The sequence below is a fragment of the Alloprevotella sp. Lung230 genome (assembly GCF_014385435.1).
Lineage (GTDB): Bacteria > Bacteroidota > Bacteroidia > Bacteroidales > Bacteroidaceae > Alloprevotella.
The window spans coordinates 55,924-73,057 of the sequence record NZ_JACSUD010000008.1; the positions used below are offsets into that span (position 1 = coordinate 55,924).

Consider the following 17,134-nt stretch of genomic DNA (forward strand, 5'->3'; position numbering starts at 1 on the left):
AGTGCACAGCGGAGCGTCCCCGAAGGGGGCGAATATCGGGTGAACTATCGGCGTTCCAAACGTAAATATGAGATAGAAAGTAGCCCAAAAGCCAAGTTCATTGCTCGCAACCTTAAATAACGATGCAAAATTACATTCTTCTTATTGATGCGACAATACCTATTTTTAGGTAAATTAAAGCAGATTGTCAGAAGAAAAGAAGAAAAGTTGCATTTCTATTGGATATGATGAGTAAATGGGTAAGAGTAGACAAGTATATACCCACCAGTACATAAAAAGGTTGAACTTCTGCTTGAGAAGTTCAACCTTATAGAATATAATGTGTAGCGAGTTTAGTTGACGCGAGTGGCGTACATGATGTTTTCACCGGCGAAACCACCTCCAAAATAGGGAATGTCCATAGGAGTAAAAGGATCACCGAATCTATCACTGTAACCAGCTACATAGTAATATCTTTTGATTGCCGTCGAAGTGTTGTCCACTAATACACTTCCAGTGACAAGTCCATATCCTGAATTTGCTTTGATAAATCCACAAATAAGATAAGCATTGGTCTTAATATCCGATGAACGATGAGTAATCCCTGCCTGAAGGGTACTAGAAAAGGTGTTGTCTTGAAAGGTAGAACGCAACCATATGTCAAAGCTACGATTCGGCACGCTTCGGCAATCTAAGACCATCGTTACATATACTATCCACCTTCCCGGTGGAAGGTCTATGTAACTATTGGTGTAGTACCACTCAGGTCTTGCTACCGGTATATTTTGACCACTTCCCAAAGTTCCCAATATAATATCCGTTTTCGCCGCCTGCCAAGTGCCTACTCCATTGGCATCGCTGGTTAGAATTTTCCCATCGCCTTGCGTGCCGTCGATAATTTTCACTGCACCTTGCGTGTTGCTCTGTACCTCAAGTTTGGTGGTGGGTGTAGAGGTGCCGATGCCCACATTGCCGGAAGAGAGGATGGAAACGAGGATGTTGGAGTAGTTGTCGCGCCAGTATTGCAGCGGCGTGCTGCTGTTGGTGGCATGGACATCGAGGGTCGATACCGGCGTGCGGGTGTTGATGCCCACCCGCTCGGTTTGAGCCAGGGCGCTCGGGGCGAACCACGTCGCAAGGAGCGCAAGAAGAAAGAAGGAGTGTTTCATATCGGTTTTCGATTCAATTTTTCGGTTTGTCCTCTGCGCAAAGGCAGGGTTGTGCTGCGAACAAAGATAAAAAGACTTCCCAAAATCCCAAAACAAATCTTCAAAAATCAAACAAAAATAATTACCCCCCCCGATTTTGAAAACTAAACTTATCAAAACGATAAGATAATTCAGTTTCACTTTTCTTTTTAGACGCTTCTCTCTTATTTTCTTTTCCAAGCCGGAAAAAGTCAACGCTCTCCTTCGAAATCTATAAACCAAAGTTTGGTTTATATAAACCAAACCTTGAATTATATAAACCAAGGTTTGGTTTATAGTTTGCAAGCCATGTAGAGAAGTTTAGGACGCAGCCGGAGTAGAATTTCTCTGAGAGAGAGAAATTCCGCTCTTCTTCCCCAATCTCCGGCGCTCAGTCCGAAAGTCGGCAGAGAGGACACCCCACTACGATGAGAGAAGCAGGCGAAAGAACCTGCCTTTTTCATCGCCCTCACAGCTGTGGATAAATCTGCGGATAACCGGCAAAAAGAAGGCGCAAAAGGCCGTGGACAACCCACTCATAAGTAGCTTCTGCTCGGCGGGACACGAAATCGCACAAATCCCCGTTTTTTCAGCCGGATTTCCCCATATTGATGAAAGATTATCCCCCAGAGGTGAGTAGGTCGTAAATGCCCCATTTTCAATCCTATATTCATCCTTTTCTACGCCTTATCCACACTATCCCCAACCGTTATTTTTCATTCTTGACTCAACTATCTTTTTTTGAAGATCATTCTCTCTTTTCAAAGTAAGTCGAAAGAAAAAAGGAAGGGAGAAAAGGCTGTGGGGGAAAACGGTGGGGCAAAGAGGACGTAATGAGGACAAATGGGGCAGGAAAGCAGAAAGAACAGAAAAAGGGGAAAACGAAGAAGGGAGAACCTTGCCTTGCCGAGAAAAGGCCGGCAAAACAAACTGCACAGCGGCCGGAGTAGAACAAACCTATATAAAAACCTTAAAATAGGGCGAAAAAAGAGCGTTTTGTTTTTCTCTTGGGAAAAGTCTTTTTATTTTTGCACATTAAAGTATCATACCCTTACCCTATCCTTACTTTATCCCATTTAGAAAGAGATAGGTAAGATTTATTTATATGTCCATGCTCCACACCTCCAAAACGCTTACTTTCCTGCTCATCACCCTGACCACAGGAGGGCTTTTCACAGCTTGTATGAATGACGACACCACGCAAACGGAGGTGTCCAATGAATGTGTGTTGACCGGAATGAAAATGGGGCACATCACACGAACGCTCACCACTCGAACCAAGGATGGGAAGCGCGACAGCACCTACAACGTCAAGGTGACGGCGACCAACTATCCGCTCACCATCGACCAGCAGCACAACTTTATCTATAATGTCGACTCGCTGCCGACACACACCAACCTCAAGAAGGTGCTGGTGGGCAGCCTCACCGCCATCGGGGGCTACACCCTCAAATCGCTGACCACGGGCAAGGATACCATCCTCTCGCTTAAAGACACGCTCGACTTTTCCCAACCTCGCGACATCACCATCCATGGGGCCGACGGCGTTTCGAAACGTACCTATCGAGTTGAACTACGGGCTCATCGCGAAGAGGGCGACAGCGTGGTGTGGACTTCCCGTACAGCGGCCGAATGGGCGACACAAAACTTCGAAATTCCAGCGGCCGGCACTTTCACGGCTTTGGGACGCACCTATGCTTTGGAGAGCAGCCCTTGGGCGCTCATCTCGAAACTCTCCGACGGGAGTGATGTGCAGGTCGAAGCCTTTGATGCTCCGGCCGAGGTGCAGCCTTTCACCAACATGACCGGTGCTGCCCAGCCTACCCGCACCAACAGCAATCTGCAAGAAGTGTTGCTCTACGCCCATGCCGGAAGCAACGCGGTGCTCTATAAGCGCTACATCGATGCTACGGGAAAGTATACGTTCAAGTGGGCTTATCTTCCCTCCATCGACAACGAGAAGTACAAAGCCCCTCTCCTCACCCAAGCCCGCCTGTTGGCTTTCGACGATGGCTATCTGTTGGCAGGACTTGATGCTGCGGGAAAGGTGGTGGTGAAGTACAGCATTGACCGCGGTCGCACGTGGAAAGCCCATCCTTCGCTGCGCTTGCCGGCCGGTCTTCCGGTGGGCACGACTTTCGAAGCCGCCCTGGACAGCCGGCATAACCTCTGGCTGCGCATCAACGGCACGGAAGTGTGGCGCGCCCATCTCAACCGCCTCGGCTGGACGAGCGTCCCCACGATTTTCTACAAAGCACCGAAAAAATAGCCGAAAAAATAAAATCGCTGTTTCACTCAACGTCTTTTCTTATGGCCATCACACTGTTTCGCTTGTTGCTGCTTCTGCTGCCGATGGGGTGTGGTGCATTGGTAGGAAAGGCGCAGGAACGTGAATTCTACACCAAAGAGATTGGTGTGGCTTTGGGGAGCAACTTTATGCTCAACGATGCCAACTCCACCGCCTTCGGACATCCCAATGTGGCAGGTGGGGCATTGTTGCGCTTTGTGCTCAACCCGCGGTCGGCCGTCAAGACTATGCTCACCCATCAGCGCATCAGCGGCGATGTGAGCGGCGTGAAGGACTTCTATCCCGACACCTTCGCCCAGCCCACGCCCCGGCGGCTGAACCATCGCTTCTCGGGCGGCATCACCGACCTCAGTGTGCTCTATGAGTTGCACTTTCTGCCTTATGGCTACTATTCCGGCTACGAAAACCTGCAACGTCTTGTGCCCTTCTTCCAACTGGGTTTTGGATTAACCTACAGCGATGCCGGCAAAGCCTTTACGACGCATTTTCCCCTGGGCATTGGGGTGAAGTATAAACTCGCACCACGGCTCAACCTGGCCCTCGACTGGACGATGCACCTCACCTTTTCCGACCGTCTCGAAGGGCTTGAAGCTCCGAAGGGCATCAAGAGCGAAATGTTTCGCAACAAAGACCACTATGGGCTGACCCTCGTCACGCTCACCTACGACATCTCCCCACGCTGTCCGGCGTGCAACAAAGCAGACTGATATGATGAATGCACTCGACTCTTCCCGCATCCCTCAACACATAGCCATCATCATGGATGGCAACGGCCGCTGGGCAAAAGCCCGCGGTCTGGATCGCTCCATGGGACACCAAGAGGGAGCGGCACGAGTGCGCGACATCACCGAGGCCGCTTCTAATTTGGGCGTGAAGTTCCTCACGCTCTACACCTTTTCCACTGAAAATTGGAATCGCCCTGCGCCCGAAGTTTCGGCACTTATGGCGCTCATCATCGAGAGCCTCGAAGAGGAATTGTTCATGAAGAACAACGTGCGTCTGCGCATCATCGGCGAGCGCGACCGTCTGCCTGATTTTGTGAAAGAAGGGCTGGATCGTTGTGTACGCAACACCGCCGGCAACACCGGAATGACGATGGTGCTGGCGCTCTCCTATTCCTCAAAATGGGAAATCACCGAGGCTGTGCGCACACTGGTGCAGCAGGCGGCGGCAGGGACATTGCGTCCCGAGGCTGTTGACGAGACGTGCATCAGTCGGGCGCTCACCACGGCCTTCATGCCCGACCCCGAACTCCTCATCCGCACCGGGGGAGAATTTCGCCTAAGCAACTATCTGCTTTGGCAGGCGGCTTACAGCGAACTCTATTTCACCGATACCTTTTGGCCCGACTTCACGCCCGACTGCTTGCAGGCCGCCATCGCCGACTATCAAAATCGGGAGCGGCGCTTTGGCAAAACTTCCGAGCAAGTGGCCGGCCCTCAATCATAGCTGCCCGATAGCAACGACTCTCCTTCTTCTTTTTTGAACAATCGCTTCTTATGAAATATCTGCACCCTTCTCTTCTGTTCATGGTGTGTGCCCTTTTTGCCTTGACAAGTGCGGCACAGACCAAGGTGAAACCCGAAATCATCTATTCCACACAGCCTCAAAAGTACGTCTTGGGCGGTGTGGCCATCGATGGTATCAAAGGCTATGACGACGATTTGCTGCTCAACATTGCCGGGTTGGAAGTGGGCAGTACTTATGAGGTGCCGGGCGAAGGCATCAGTCAGGCCATCCGCAACTATTGGAAGCAAGGGCTTTTCTCCAATGTGGAGATTGACGCCGACAGCCTCGTGGGCGACACCATCTATCTCCACATCCGCCTCACCGCACAGCCCCGCATCACCTCCATCAACTTCACGGGGATGAAGAAGACGGAAAGAGAGGAAATCGAAGCACGTATCCCCCTCCGTGCCGGCAATCAAATTACGCCCAACTTGGTGGACAGAACCAAGCGCCGCATTCTGAAATACTACGAAGAGAAGGGCTACAAAAACGCAGAAGTCAACATCGTACAGCACGAAGATCCCACCGACACCCACAAAATGCTGGTGGACATCGACGTCAAGAAAAACAACAAAATCACCGTCCACAAAATCTTCATGACGGGTGTTGACCCCAAAGAAGCTCGTGCCCTTAAAAACGCCATGAAGAAGACGAGCGACCGCTCGACGTTCAAAAAGTGGATTACATTCAGTTCGCGCAAGTTCCTGCCTGAAAAGTATGAAGAAGACAAAGGCTTCATCATCGACAAACTCAACTCTTGGGGCTATCGCGATGCCTTGGTGGTGACCGACTCCGTCGTGCCGATCGATGCTAAGCACGTCGATATCTATCTCGACATCCGCAAGGGCAAGAAGTATTATGTGCGCAACATCAACTGGGTGGGCAACACCATCTATCCCTCCGAAGGACTGGCTGCTACCCTCAAAATGAAGAAAGGCGACCTCTACGATCAAACCTTCATGATGAAGCGCCTGCAAGCCGACGAAGATGCCGTGGGCAATCAGTACTACAACAATGGCTACGTATTCAGCAGTATCAAGCCCGTTGAAGTCAATGTGGAAGGCGACAGCATCGACCTCGAAATGCGCGTCACCGAAGGCACACAAGCCACGCTCAACCGCATCCGATTTGCCGGCAACGACCGCGTGTATGACCACGTCATCCGTCGCGAACTCCGCACCAAGCCCGGCGACCTCTTCTCGATGGAAGCCATTCAGCGCACCGTGCGCGAACTGGCCTCGATGGGACAGTTCGACCCGGAATACCTCACCCAGGAGATTTTCAAAAACATTCGTCCTGACGGACAGACCGGAACGGTAGACATCACCTACCCTCTCGCCACCAAAGGCGGCGACCAAGTCGAGCTTTCCCTCGGTTGGGGACAAACGGGAGTTCTCCTGCGTGCCGGTTTGAAGTTCACCAACTTCTCCCTCCAAAACCTTTTAAATACTAAAGGCTACAAGCGCGGCGGCTTCATTCCCCAAGGTGATGGACAAACCCTCTCACTGTCGGCACAAACGAACGGTCGCTACTACACCAACTTCTCTTTGGCCTTTACCGATCCCTGGTTCGGTGGAAAGCGGCCCAACCACTTCTCCTTCTCCGCGTTCTATTCGCACCAGTCCGATTATAGTTCCAACTATTACAACAATTATAGCAATTATTATTCGCAGTATTACGCCGGCTACGGCACCAACAGCAGCTACTACAACGCGGCCAATTACTACGACCCCGACAAATACATGGACATCATCGGTCTGAATGTCGGCTTCGGAAAGCGCCTCCACTGGCCCGACGACTATTTCCAATTTATGGTCAATGTCGGCTACACGCGCTACAACATGAAGAACTGGAACCGTAACTATTTCCTCATCTCCAACGGCAACAGTAACAACTTCAACGTCGGTTTTACGCTCTCCCGCAATTCTACCGACAACCCCCTCTTCCCCCGCAGCGGTTCGGACTTCAATTTCCAACTCACCCTCACTCCACCCTACTCCCTCTTCGATGGGAAAAACTATCAGGGACTGGCCACCAACTACAACAGTTCGACCTACGACAAGGAGGCACAAGAGAAATATCGCTGGTTGGAATACCACAAATGGATACTCCGTTTACGCACCTACACCGCCCTCAATTCGAGTCTGAAGCACTGTCCTGTCATCATGACGCGCACCGACTTCGGTATCGTTGGCGCCTACAACAAACACCGCAAATCGCCCTTCGAAACCTTCTACGTCGGTGGTGACGGTATGACCGGCTACACCACCTACGGACAAGAGACCATCGCCCTGCGCGGTTATGAAAACGGCTCCATCGCCGGCAACAACACCGGAAACGCCTATGCCTACACGCGTCTCGGTCTCGAACTCCGCTATCCCCTCATGCTTGAAGCTTCCACCAACATCTATGCCCTCGGCTTTGTCGAAGCCGGAAATGCTTGGACGGACGTGAGCAAGATGAACCCCTTCTCCCTTCGCAAGTCGGCCGGTGTGGGTGTCCGCTTGTTCCTCAACTTTATCGGTCTGATGGGTATCGACTGGGCCTATGGCTTTGACAAATACGCTCCCTCCGGCCAGAAGATTGGCGGCAGCCACTTCCACTTCATCCTCGGTCAAGAGTTTTAAGTTTCCCTCTTGCTTTGTGGCGCACAAAAGCAGCCGGCGAACTTTCCTAAGAAAATTCGCCGGCTGTTTGTTTTCATCTGATGTCCACCATCAAAGCGCTTGTGCAAAAAGAAGTGCCCCATTGTCCTTCAACTTCCGAAGGGCAATGGGGCACAATATGATGTAGACTGAAATGTGCCGACCAATCCAGACAATGGCGGAAAAGGGAATCAAAGATGGCATCAAAGTAGAGAACACCCTACGAAGAAGATAGCTACGATTAATTTTGAACATCTACTTATAGCGCATTGAACTCTCACAGCACCTCGATTTAGGCGACATTTCAGGCCGTGTGGGCAAAAAAAAGAAGAAAGCGCGGTCGATGTCGGTCGAAAGTGGTAACTTTGCCTTGAATATACAACGCACGCGCCTGCTCCATGCGTGCCAACTCCCCTCTTCCCGAATTCTCGAAATGCGAAAGAACATAGCCGTGCTCTTGGCAGGCGGCGTGGGCAGCCGACTGGGTGCCGACCGTCCCAAACAACTCCTCACTCTGGCCGGAAAAACGGTGCTCGAACACAGTATCGCGGCCTTTGAAGCCTGTGCCGAAATCGATGAAATTACGATTGTCGCCAACGCGCAATGGCTCGACGAAATGCGCCGTGTGGTGGAGCGAAATCCTCACCCCAAACTGCGCCACTGGTTCACCGGTGGAGCGGAACGCTACGACTCTTCGCTGGCGGCCCTTCGTGCCTATGAAGGAGCCGACGTAGATCTCATCTTCCACGATGCGGTGCGCCCTGCGGTAAGTCTACGCATCATCAGCGAAGTGTGCCAAGCCTTGCAAACGCACGCGGCTGTGAATGTCGTCCTGCCCACCACCGACACCATGATTGAGGTGGACGAACAGGGGCGCACCATTGCCGTGCCCGACCGTAGCCGACTGCGGCGCGTGCAAACCCCGCAAGGATTTCACGCCGACACCCTCCGCGAAGCCTATCGGAGAGCCATGCTCGACCCCGACTTCCGCGGCACCGACGATTGCGGTGTGGTGTTTCGCTACGCCCCCGAAGTCGATATCGCTTTGGTGCGCGGTGAAGAAACCAACCTCAAACTCACCTATCCCGAAGACCTCATCGTGCTGGAACAGTATCTCAATCAATAACCTCCTATGCTCAACATCACCCCCCTCGTTCGCCAATTCTTTGCCCATCGTGTGCGTATCATCGACTCCTTTGCCGAGCGCGCAGAAACTCTGCAACGTGAAGTCCTCGCACGTCTGCTGCGCCAAGCGGCGCGCACCGAGTGGGGCGAGCGTTACGACTATGCCACGCTGCGCGGCTATGAGGATTTTGCCGAACGTGTGCCGCTCAACGACTACGAAAGTCTGAAAACCGACATCGACCGGATGCGCCACGGAGAGCGCGATGTGTTGTGGCGCGGTGCAGTGCGGTGGTATGCCAAGTCATCGGGAACGACCAACGACAAGAGCAAATTCATTCCCGTCAGTGCGCAAGGTCTCCAAGACCTGCACTATGCCGGCGGCCGCGACTCTGTGGCACTCTATCTCCGCAACTATCCCGAGAGCCGTTTGTTCTCCGGAAAAGGGTTAATATTGGGCGGTAGCCACCAACCCAATTACAATTCGCCAACGGCATTGGTGGGCGACTTGAGTGCCATTCTCAACGAAAACGTGAGTACCTTCGTCAACCTGTTCCGAGTTCCGAAGAAGCAGACGGCTCTCTTGGCCGATTTTGAAGAAAAGCGCGACCGCATTGCCCGCGAAACGATGCACGCCAACGTCACCTCGTTGAGCGGTGTTCCTTCGTGGATGATGGCCGTACTGACGCGGCTGCTCGAAATCACGGGAGCCAAGACGGTCGACGAAGTGTGGCCGAACCTCGAAGTCTTCTTCCATGGTGGGGTGGCCTTCACTCCCTATCGCGAACAGTACCTCCGTATGATACCTTCAAAGAAGATGCACTATATGGAGACTTACAACGCCTCCGAAGGCTTCTTCGGATTGCAGACCGACCCGGCCGACAAAGCCATGGAATTCATGCTCGACTACGACGTGTTCTACGAATTCATTCCCCTCGAAGAAGTGGGTAGCGACCATCCCACCGTGCTCCCCATTTGGGAAGTGGAAGTGGGCAAAAACTACGCCCTTGTCATCAGCACCTCCTGCGGATTGTGGCGCTATCAGATTGGCGACACGGTGAAGTTCACCGGCACACGCCCCTACAAGTTTATCATTTCGGGACGCACCAAGAGTTTCATCAACGCCTTTGGCGAAGAACTCATGGTCGACAATGCCGAGCAGGGACTCAAACAAGCCTGTCAAGCCACCGGAGCCGAGGTGAGCGAATACACCGCCGCACCGGTCTTCATGGACGCCGAAGGCAAATGTCGCCACCAGTGGATCATCGAGTTCCGCCGCGCACCACAGGATCTCGAAGCCTTTGCCACTGCGCTTGACGACGCTTTGCAGCGCATCAATTCCGACTACGAGGCCAAGCGCTACAAAGACATCACCCTCCAACGTCTCGAAATTCTCCCCGCCCGCGAAGGCCTCTTCAACGACTGGCTGAAAAGTCGTGGCAAACTCGGTGGACAGCACAAAGTGCCCCGCCTCGCCAACCACCGCGATATTATCGAGCAGATCATAGCCATGATGTAGCATAGGGCCGTCGGCAGGTGATTTTTCAAACCACGAACGCCGCCTTGCCTTGGTGCGAAAAACTATATAGGTCGTAGAAAAATTTACCTCAGAGGTAGTTTTTTCTACCTCAGAGCTAAAAAAAACTACCTCTGAGATAAATTCACCCCCTCCGCTTCCCCTTTCAAACAAGCGTCCTATAGAGACTTCGGAAACCCTATTTTTCTTCTTCCATTTCAAACATAACATTCCCTTGAAACGCATTCCTTTCCTCTTCCTCCTCCTCCTTGCCGCCCTTGCTGCCGTGGTGGGTTGTGCCAATCAAGGCAGCGGCCCCGATGGCGGCCCCTATGATGAAACTCCGCCGCGCATCGTCTCGGCCACCAATCCTGAAAAGGTGGCCGGTGGGAAGCGCACGAAATTCACCCTCGTGTTTGACGAACTCATCAAGGTCGACAATGCCAACGAAAAGATTACGGTGTCGCCCCCACAGAAGGAGCAGCCTGAAATTAAGGTGTCGGGACGCCGTGTGACGGTCGAAATCCTCGATTCGCTCATCCCCAACACCACCTACACGGTCGACTTTTCCGATGCCATCACCGACAACAACGAAGGCAACCCACTCGGGCAATACACCTACATCTTCTCGACGGGCGCAGTGACTGATACGATGCAAATCTCGGGACACGTGCTCAACGCCGAGGACCTCGAACCGATGAAGGGCATACTCGTCGGCCTCCACACGAGCGATGCCGACACCGCCTTCACCCGAACGCCTTTCGAACGTGTGGCACGCACCGACGGACAAGGCTATTTTTCCATCAAAGGGGTGTCGCCCACTCGGAAATATCGCATCTTTGCCCTCCAAGATGCCGATGCCGACTATCGCTTCTCACAACCGAGTGAAATCATCGGTTTTCTCGACAAAAAGCTCGTCCCATCGTCCTTTCCTGACACACGCTACGACACGCTGTGGATAGACTCCGTGCGCTACGACTCTATCCGCGTCATCCCCTTCACCCACTTCACGCCCGACGATGTCGTGGTCACGGCCTTCAAGGAGGCTCGCCAGCCGCGCCACTTCCTCAAGGCGCAACGCGATGTGCCGGAGCAGTTCACCACCTTCTTCACCGCTCCATCGACCCACGTTCCCACCCTCAGAGGGCTCAACTTCAAGTCCGAAAATGCCTTTGTCGAAAATCGCAACCTCGCCCTTGACACCCTCACCTACTGGTTGGCCGACACCACTCTCCTGCGCCAAGACACGCTGCGCCTGGCCTACACTTTCGAAGAGTGGGACGACTCGCTCCAACGCCCTTATCTGAAGACCGACACCCTCGAACTCGTGCCCCGCACCACCTTTGCCAAACGGCTGGCTGAGAAGGCCAAAGAACTCGAAAAGTGGGAAAAGCAGCGCGAACGGCGCCACAAGCGCGGGGACTACACCGACGAAAAGCCGCCCGTGGTCTTCCTACCCACGCAACTGCCCACCGACCGCACCATCAGCCCCGCGCAAAACCTCACCTTGAAGTTCGAGCAGCCCCTTGCGCGCCTCGACACGACACGTATCCATCTGCGGCTCAAAGTAGACAGCACCTTCCGCGAAGCTCCCTTTGAGTTGGACAGTCTGCCCGGCAACCTCCTTGCGCGACGTCTGAGGGCCGAATGGCGACCGGGGCAGCAATACGAACTGCACCTCGAATCGGGAGCGCTGACGAGCCTCTATGGGCTGTCTAACGATTCCGTGCGTTCTTCCTTCTCCATCGGCAAACTCGAAGACTACGGTACGCTCTTTGTCTCCCTCTCCCAAGCCTCCGACACGACCATCGTGCAACTGCTCGACCAGAGCGGAAATCCCACGACACAGGTGCTTGCACAGGACGGCCGTGCGGAATTTTACTACATCCGCCCCGGCAAATACTTCCTCCGTTGCTTCTTCGACCACAACGGCGACGGCCGATGGACGCCCGGCCGCTGGGACACCCACACGCCTCCCGAGGAGGTCTACTACTATCCTGAGGAAATCGAGGTGCGCGCCAACTGGGACAGCAACCCCGCTTGGAATGTCAAAGCCCTTCCGCTCAACAAGCAGAAGCCTGCCCGCCTCATCAAGCAAAAGGAGCAAAAGCGTCAAAACAACACCCATCAGCGCAACATCGACCGCCTGCGACAGCGCGGCGGCCGCTGATGCTTTCCTTTCTCAACATCGACACTACCCTACCCACAACGAGGAGGTGCTCCGTATGCCGGGGCACCTCCTCGTTGGTTGTGGTGTGATGGGCGTGAAGCACTGAGTGCAAACGACCCTCTTTTTGGGGATGAAAACTGCCTTATCCGCGCACGGAGACGGCAAGGGCATACATCTTGATGCGCTTGATCATGGCGAGCAAACCATTGGAGCGTGTGGGGGAAAGATGCTCGGTCAGCCCGATTTCGCGGATGAAATAGAGGTCGGCATCGAGGATTTCCTGTGCCGTATGACCGTTGACCACACGGAGGAGGAGAGTCACGATGCCCTTGACGATGAGGGCGTCGCTCTCAGCACGGAATTGGAGGATGCCGTCGGCGTGCTCGTCGCACACAATCCAGACGCGGCTCTGGCATCCGTCAATGAGGTTCGACTCGTTCTTTTCTTCGGCCGGAAGGGCATCGCACGCTTCGCCCAAATCGATGAGCAACTGGTAGCGGTCCATCCAATCTTCAATCTCGGTAAATTCCTCGATGATTTCGTCTTGTATTTCGTTGATGGTCATGTGGTAAATGGGTGATTTGATGTTTTTAGAAAGCGAGCACTACAACTTTTCCTGAGAAAGGAATTGCAACACCGTCTGTCCGACGGCGCGGAGGGTGGCCGGGTCGATGTTGTCCGGGGTATCGGTGGTGGTGTGCCAATGAGGCGTGAAGCCGCCGTTTGGATTGAAGGGGATGATGTCGATGGTGGGAATCAGCGCAATGGTGTTCATCGGGATGTGGTCGTCGGTGACATAGCCACCGTTGGCTTGGGGGAAGAAGTCGGCTGCTCCGGCATAGCGCGCAGCGTCCCACACGCGGACGGCCACGTCCTGTGCGTTTTGGAGAGAGAATCCCTCGTAGTGGAACTTGCTGCCGCGGCCGCCCACCATGTCGAGAAGGATGCCCAAACGGGCTGTGTAGCCGGGACGATGGGGGTTCTTGCTCCAATATTGCGAACCGAGACACCAGGTATTTTCATCATTGCGGGCGGATTCGGGTGCCCAGTAGGGAGCACCGTAGTCTTCGGCATCAAAGCAAACGAAGTCGACGCCGAAAGCCGGATTGAGCCGGTGGATGTGGCGCGCCAATTCGAGCATCACCGCCACGCCCGATGCGCCATCGTCGGCCGCCATGACCGGCAGGCGGTGCTTCGTGGAGTCGGGGTCTTGGTCGGACCAGGGGCGGGAGTCGTAGTGGGCCGCAATGACGATGCGGTCTTTGGCTTCGGGCTTGTAGGCGGCAATGATGTTGCGACAGCGCAGAGAAGTGCCGTCCCAACCCTTGAGAGTGGTCTTTTGTTCCGTAATGTCGAGTCCGTAACTGCGGAATTTGGCGACGATATAGTCGCCGCAGCGTTGAATGGCGGTGGAGTTGGGCGTGCGTGCGCCGAAATCGCATTGTTCCTTGACGAAGTGGAAAGCAGAGTCGGCATCAAACTGCACCTTGCACACCAGTGCAGAGTCAATCGCAGGGGTATCGCCGCTGGATTTGCTGCCTTTGCAGGCCATGAGCAAAGGCGCGAGGCAAAGGAAGAAGAGAAGTTTCGTGTTCATATTTTGTGATAAAATAAGGTAGGGATGATTTTCCTCAAAGTTTGATTTCGCCCGCCTCTTGTACTGCCTGCATGACGCGGAGGAAGTTGCCGCCCCAAAGTTTTTCAAGGTCGCCGTCGGTCAGTCCCTCGGCTTGCAGACGGCGGGTGAGGTGGAGCAGTTCGGAAGCATCGGCCAAGCCCGGCACACCGCCGTCGCCGTCGAAGTCGGTGCCGATGCCCACGTGGTCGATGCCGGCCACGGCAATCATGTGGAGCATGTGGGCCACGGCATCGTCGATGGATGCCTTGTCGCTGTCGGTGCGCAGGAAGCCCTTATAGAAAGTGCACTGTGCCACCCCACCCTTTTCGGCCAAAGCACGGAGTTGATGGTCGGTGAGATTGCGCGGATGGTCGCACAGGCTGCGTGCCGAAGAGTGGCTGCACACGATGGGGAGCGAGGAGCAGGAGAGCGCGTCGTAGAAGGTGCTTTCGGCCGCATGGGAGAGGTCGACCATCATTCCCACGCGGTTCATCTCCCGCACCACCGTGCGACCAAAGTCAGAGAGGCCGTCGTGTTCCGCTCCTTGTGTGGAGGGGAAGCGCTCGAGATCGTGCTTGCCGGGACGTGCCGAGTCGCAGATTTCGTTGTTTCCGTTGTGACAGAGCGTGGTGTAGACCACCCCTCGCCGGCGGAAGCGCTCCACGTTGGCCGGGTCGGTGCCGAAGGCATAGCCGTTTTCGATGCCGGGCATGATGCTGTGCAGGCCGGCCGCCTTGTTGGCATAAAGTTGTGCCGGCGTAAAGGCGAGGCGCGCCTGCGGACAACGCTCCACCATGGCTTCGAGGCGGTCGAGGATGTTGTTGGCGCGGGCGGTGGCTTGGCGGTGTTCGGCTTCGCTGCGTCCCTGTTGTGCCAGATAGGCCACCATGATGGACGTGTCCAGTCCTCCTTCGGTCATCTTGTGGATGTCTACCAAAATCTGGGGGTCGCGCCGATTGAAGTCGATGTCGCGGTCGAAAAACATCGGTGTGTCGCAGTGGGAGTCGAGCGTGAGATGACGGTCATGAAAATCCCGTGCACAGCGATAGCTTTCGGCCTCACCGACGAGGTGGGCAAAGAGTGGCCGCATCACCTCGCGCTCCATGCACTCGGGATGCCACTGCACGCCCAGAAGGCTCTTGTGCTCGGTGCTTTCGACCGCTTCGATTTCGTTGTCGGCAGCGCGAGCGGTGATGCGAAGTCGTGGCCCGGGGTCGGCCACCGTCTGGTGGTGGAAACTATTGACGGCGATGTGCGTGCCGAAGAGTCGGCCCAAAGTGCTGTCGGGCTCAATCGTCACGCCATGGGTGGCTTCGTTGCGCGGTGCCGTTTGCGAATGTTTGACGAGCAACGGTGCATCTGTGGGACGCTGCACAGCGGTGTCCTGATAGACGCGACCGCCCAAGGCCGCCACCATCACCTGCATACCGCGACAGATGCCGAGCATCGGGATTTGACGGTCGGCCGCGAGACGCACGAGCAGCAACTCTTGACCATCGCGCACAGGGTTGATGCCGCCGAGCTGAGGAATGGGCTCTTCGCCCATCCAGAGAGGATTGAGGTCGGCACCGCCCGAGAGGAGGAGTCCGTCGATGCGGTCGAGAAGCGGTTCGAGGGCTGCGAGGTCGGCCGAAGGCGGAAGGACGAGAGGTGTCCCCCCGGCCGCGAGCACCGACTCGTAATAGCCGGCTGCCAGTTCGCAACCTTTCTCTCCGAAATTGCCCGTGATGGCAATCAGCGGCCGCTTCGGGGCAAAACGCTCCGTGTGTTGCGCATAGAGCGTTGCTAAATCGTGGTTCATAGCGCTTATTTCTTTTTGGCCTTGCCCTGATAAGGCACAGCGTCGGCAGGATAGGTGTGTTTGCGTTCTGGATTCATCGGAAACCAGCCCTTGATGACGCGTTGGCGCTGCTCAAAGATTTCGATGATGCTCCAAAGGCACGAAAAACCGACAATGGCCAAGACGGCACTATAGAAGACGCTTTGGATGTACAGCGCACCGATGACGGCAGCAATGCCGGCCACCAGAAACGCCCACCAAGAGCGCGTGCCGAAATAGTACTCAGCCTTGATGACAATCGGATGGAAAACGCCGATGATGAGGAAGGTGCACAGTCCGAGCAAGGCACCTTGATAGTAGAGGGTCATAGTTTGTAGAATGATAGAAAGGGAAAAGCACGCCGAGCGTGCTCAGTGTTTAGTCTTCGACCTCATCGACAAGGTGGATGGGTAGTGGGCCGTTCTTGTCGAGGTAGTCCTCCACTTCAAAGAGGATGGGGACGGTGCGTGAGATGCTCTGTTCGAGCGAAATCATCGTTTCGGTGGAGGTCACACCGGGGATTTCTTGGATTTTGTTGTTGAGCAAGTCTTTCAGGTGCTCGTTGTCGCGAGAGTAGAGTTTCACCAAGACGGTGTAAGGGCCGGTGGTGAAGTGGCATTCCACGATTTCGGGAATTTTGTTGAGTTGGTCGACCGTCTGCTTGTACATCGAGCCGCGTTCGAGCTTGATGCCGATGTAGGTGCAAGTGCCGAAACCCAAAAACTTCGGACTCACCTGATAGCCGCTTCCGGTGATGATGCCCTTTTCGATCATGCGCACGACACGCTGATGGATGGCAGCGCGCGACACACCGCAATGTGCAGCAATCTCCTTGAAACTGCGGCGGGCGTCGATGGAGATGATTCTAAGGATCTTACGGTCCAGTAAATCTGCTTTCTTCATATTGTAGTTCGTGTTTTGTTGAGAGTACAAAAATAGGTAAAACTTTTGACAAAGCGCTTTATTTCTACTTTTTTTTATGCGAAGTGTCATTTTGGAGGAGGAATTTGCGGGAAAGCAGTTGTCGGAAGTAGACATTTGCGGCTTTTGCAGTGCCGCCGACCTTTGTGGCCGGTGCTCCGGTGCGTGTGCCGCCGTCGTCTTCTCGTTACGTGATGGAATTTTCTACACGTTGAAAGAAAACTTCATTAGCCAACGACCCGGAACACACTGCACAAGGAGAAAGAAAGCAGCACTCCTCTCGGAAGAAGGCGCCACCACGCCCAAACAGCGCGGAAAACGGCCTGCAATCGGCCGATGA

At 54.4% G+C, this 17,134-nt stretch carries 14 protein-coding genes; 8 read left to right on the plus strand and 6 right to left on the minus strand.

Annotated elements, in window-relative coordinates:
• Positions 1-332: 332 nt before the first annotated feature.
• The gene (locus H8527_RS05990; RefSeq protein ID WP_222935119.1) at positions 333-1,472 is read right to left on the minus strand and encodes a hypothetical protein; all 1,140 of its coding nucleotides are present in this window, start codon (positions 1,470-1,472) and stop codon (positions 333-335) included.
• 799 nt (positions 1,473-2,271) lie between these two features.
• On the opposite strand from H8527_RS05990, the gene H8527_RS05995 reads away from it, so the two are divergent.
• The 7 genes from H8527_RS05995 to H8527_RS06025 all read left to right on the plus strand — a co-directional run bounded on the left by H8527_RS05995 (position 2,272) and on the right by H8527_RS06025 (position 12,436).
• Positions 2,272-3,435 carry a DUF6242 domain-containing protein gene (locus tag H8527_RS05995; protein WP_187546494.1) on the plus strand — a complete coding sequence of 388 codons (1,164 nt, stop codon included), beginning with the start codon at positions 2,272-2,274 and terminating at the stop codon, positions 3,433-3,435.
• A gap of 41 nt (positions 3,436-3,476) precedes the next feature.
• Positions 3,477-4,181: a DUF6089 family protein gene (locus H8527_RS06000; protein ID WP_187546496.1), complete on the plus strand. Its 705-nt coding sequence runs from the start codon at positions 3,477-3,479 to the stop codon at positions 4,179-4,181.
• A 1-nt stretch (position 4,182) separates the two neighbouring features.
• A complete protein-coding gene (locus H8527_RS06005) occupies positions 4,183-4,923 on the plus strand; it encodes an isoprenyl transferase (RefSeq protein WP_187546498.1) in 741 nt (246 codons plus the stop codon).
• Between the two features lie 50 nt (positions 4,924-4,973).
• Entirely contained in the window at positions 4,974-7,610 is a 2,637-nt protein-coding gene (locus H8527_RS06010) for an outer membrane protein assembly factor (RefSeq protein WP_187546500.1), read from the plus strand.
• Between the two features lie 361 nt (positions 7,611-7,971).
• Positions 7,972-8,754 (plus strand): 2-C-methyl-D-erythritol 4-phosphate cytidylyltransferase, encoded by a 783-nt coding sequence (gene ispD / locus H8527_RS06015; protein ID WP_255498534.1) that lies wholly within the window; start codon positions 7,972-7,974, stop codon positions 8,752-8,754.
• A 6-nt stretch (positions 8,755-8,760) separates the two neighbouring features.
• Positions 8,761-10,269 carry a GH3 auxin-responsive promoter family protein gene (locus tag H8527_RS06020; RefSeq protein ID WP_187546502.1) on the plus strand — a complete coding sequence of 503 codons (1,509 nt, stop codon included), beginning with the start codon at positions 8,761-8,763 and terminating at the stop codon, positions 10,267-10,269.
• A gap of 232 nt (positions 10,270-10,501) precedes the next feature.
• Positions 10,502-12,436: an Ig-like domain-containing protein gene (locus H8527_RS06025; protein ID WP_187546503.1), complete on the plus strand. Its 1,935-nt coding sequence runs from the start codon at positions 10,502-10,504 to the stop codon at positions 12,434-12,436.
• Positions 12,437-12,578: 142 nt separating this feature from the next.
• Here the strand turns inward: H8527_RS06025 and H8527_RS06030 are convergent, their stop codons facing one another.
• Genes H8527_RS06030 through H8527_RS06050 form a run of 5 tightly spaced genes read right to left on the minus strand, consistent with a single transcriptional unit; the run spans position 12,579 to position 16,776 of the window.
• Positions 12,579-13,001 (minus strand): SufE family protein, encoded by a 423-nt coding sequence (locus tag H8527_RS06030; protein ID WP_187546504.1) that lies wholly within the window; start codon positions 12,999-13,001, stop codon positions 12,579-12,581.
• A 39-nt stretch (positions 13,002-13,040) separates the two neighbouring features.
• A complete protein-coding gene (locus tag H8527_RS06035; protein WP_187546505.1) occupies positions 13,041-14,033 on the minus strand; it encodes a M28 family peptidase in 993 nt (330 codons plus the stop codon).
• A 34-nt stretch (positions 14,034-14,067) separates the two neighbouring features.
• Positions 14,068-15,855 carry a gamma-glutamyl-gamma-aminobutyrate hydrolase family protein gene (locus H8527_RS06040; RefSeq protein WP_187546506.1) on the minus strand — a complete coding sequence of 596 codons (1,788 nt, stop codon included), beginning with the start codon at positions 15,853-15,855 and terminating at the stop codon, positions 14,068-14,070.
• A gap of 5 nt (positions 15,856-15,860) precedes the next feature.
• On the minus strand, positions 15,861-16,202 hold the full coding sequence (locus tag H8527_RS06045) for a DUF4491 family protein (protein WP_187546507.1): 342 nt from the start codon (positions 16,200-16,202) through the stop codon (positions 15,861-15,863).
• 49 nt (positions 16,203-16,251) lie between these two features.
• Entirely contained in the window at positions 16,252-16,776 is a 525-nt protein-coding gene (locus H8527_RS06050; protein ID WP_187546508.1) for an Lrp/AsnC family transcriptional regulator, read from the minus strand.
• 76 nt (positions 16,777-16,852) lie between these two features.
• Between H8527_RS06050 and H8527_RS09735 the strand changes: the two genes are divergently transcribed.
• A complete protein-coding gene (locus tag H8527_RS09735) occupies positions 16,853-17,134 on the plus strand; it encodes a hypothetical protein (RefSeq protein WP_222935121.1) in 282 nt (93 codons plus the stop codon).